General features: G+C 71.3%; 1 protein-coding gene and 1 pseudogene. Both read left to right on the top strand.

Annotated features, from left to right (window positions below; translation table 11 throughout):
- Window positions 1–400, top strand: a pseudogene (locus tag NS354_RS13635) (hypothetical protein); the annotation flags it as partial.
- Window positions 401–473: 73 nt separating this feature from the next.
- Window positions 474–2138: a DNA repair helicase XPB gene (locus NS354_RS10375; protein WP_058594422.1), complete on the top strand. Its 1665-nt coding sequence runs from the start codon at window positions 474–476 to the stop codon at window positions 2136–2138.
- The last annotated feature ends 68 nt before the right edge of the window (window positions 2139–2206 follow it).

Here is a 2206-nt window from a genome sequence, read left to right on the forward strand (position 1 = left end):
GCACGAGGCGGAGGGGGCTCCCGGCGAGGCGTCGGGGGATTCGCCGGAGACGACGCGGGCGGGCGACGCGGACGGGGGCGCGGGAGCTGCGGTGGGGGATGCGGCGAGCGCAGCCGCCCCCGACCGGGATCACTCGCCTTCGCCGCAGGAGGCCCTGGTCGAGCGCGTATTCACCGCTGCACGCTCCGAGCCGGGCACGGGCGACTTCACGCGGCGACTCGAGCTCGCGATACGCGACCGCAGCCCCGTCCGCGTGACGGCGGAGGCGCGCGGAGAGGTGCGCACGTTCACGCTCCTGCCGGTCTCCGTCAGCGCGGGGCGGCTGCGGGCCGCCGACCAGTCGGCCGGTGTCGAGCGCACGCTGCCCATCACCTTGATCACGGCGGTCGAGTCGGTCTGAACCGGCACGCGGGTCGGTGCCGACCGCGCGATGCACGCCGCCGGTACAGCGTTGCGCGGTAGACTCGCTCGTTATGACTCTCGGCCCCCTCATCGTGCAGAGCGACCACACCGTACTCCTCGAAGTCGCCCACCCCGATGCCGAGGACGCGCGGCACGCGCTCGCCGTGTTCGCCGAGCTCGAGCGCGCGCCCGAGCACATCCACACCTACCGCATCACCCGACTCGGGCTGTGGAACGCCCGCGCCGCCGGTCACACCTCCGAGGAGATCCTCGAGACGCTGAACCGCTATGCGAAGTTCCCGGTGCCGAGCGGGGTCGCGAACGAGATCGCCGATACGATGCGCCGCTACGGGCGCCTCACGATCGAGCGCGCGCCCGTGCCCGGCGACGCCGCCGCCGAGGAGGCCCCCACTCAGCTCGTGCTGCGCTCGGAGGATCCGATGGTGCTGCGCGAGGTCGCAAGTGCGAAGAAGATCGCCCCGCTCCTCGGCAACCGCATCGACGAGCACACCTTCCCCGTCGAGGCGTGGGCCCGAGGCGAGCTCAAGCAGCAGCTGGTGGCGCGCGGCTGGCCCGCGGAGGACCTGGCCGGGTACCGCGCCGGTGAGCCGTACGACATCTCGCTGGCTGAAGACGGCTGGGAGCTGCGCGACTACCAGGCGAAGGCCGTCGAGGCCTTCCAGAGGGGCGGCTCGGGCGTCGTCGTGCTGCCGTGCGGGGCGGGCAAGACCATCGTGGGCGCGGCGTCGATGGCGGCGGTCGGCGCGAAGACCCTGATCCTCGTCACGAACGCGGTGTCGGCGCGCCAGTGGCGCGACGAGCTGCTGCGCCGCACGAGCCTCACCGAGGACGAGATCGGCGAGTACTCGGGCCAGGTCAAGGAGGTCAAGCCCGTCACCATCGCGACCTACCAGATTCTCACGAGCCGCCGGAAGGGCGAGTACGCGCATCTCTCCCTGCTCGACGCGGAGGACTGGGGAGTGATCGTGTACGACGAGGTGCACCTGCTGCCCGCACCGGTGTTCAAGCTCACGGCCGACCTGCAGGCGCGCCGGCGCCTCGGCCTCACCGCGACGCTGGTGCGCGAGGACGGCCGGGAGGGCGACGTGTTCAGCCTCATCGGACCGAAGCGCTACGACGCGGCGTGGAAGGACATCGAGGCGCAGGGCTTCATCGCCCCCGCAGCCTGCTTCGAGGTGCGCGTCGATTTCGGGGAGGCGGAGCGCATGGACTACGCCGTCGCCGAGGATCAGGATCGCTACCGCATCGCGTCGAGCGCGCTCGTGAAGCAGCCGATCGCCCGCCGCATCATCGACCGCCACCCCGGGGAGAGCGTTCTCGTGATCGGGCAGTACATCGATCAGCTCGAGTCGATGGCGGAGGCGCTCGGCGCACCCCTCATCACGGGTCAGACGCCGGTGGACGAGCGCGAGCAGCTGTTCCAGGCGTTCCGCAGCGGTGCGGAGAAGATCCTCGTCGTGTCGAAGGTCGCGAACTTCTCGGTCGATCTCCCCGACGCCTCGGTCGCGATCCAGATCTCGGGATCGTTCGGCTCGCGTCAGGAGGAGGCGCAGCGTCTCGGGCGGCTGCTGCGCCCGAAGGCGAACGGCGCGACCGCGTCGTTCTACACGCTGATCACCCGCGACACCGTCGACCAGGATTTCGCGCAGAACCGGCAGCGATTCCTCGCCGAGCAGGGGTACTCCTACACGATCCTCGACGCCGACCAGCTCTGAGGGCGGCGTCGCCGGGGCTGCCCGCTCACAGCTCCCCGCTCCCTCGCTCACCCGCTCCCCCGCTTCCC

This window comes from Leucobacter chromiiresistens, assembly GCF_001477055.1.
GTDB classification, from domain to species: Bacteria; Actinomycetota; Actinomycetes; order Actinomycetales; family Microbacteriaceae; genus Leucobacter; species Leucobacter chromiiresistens_A.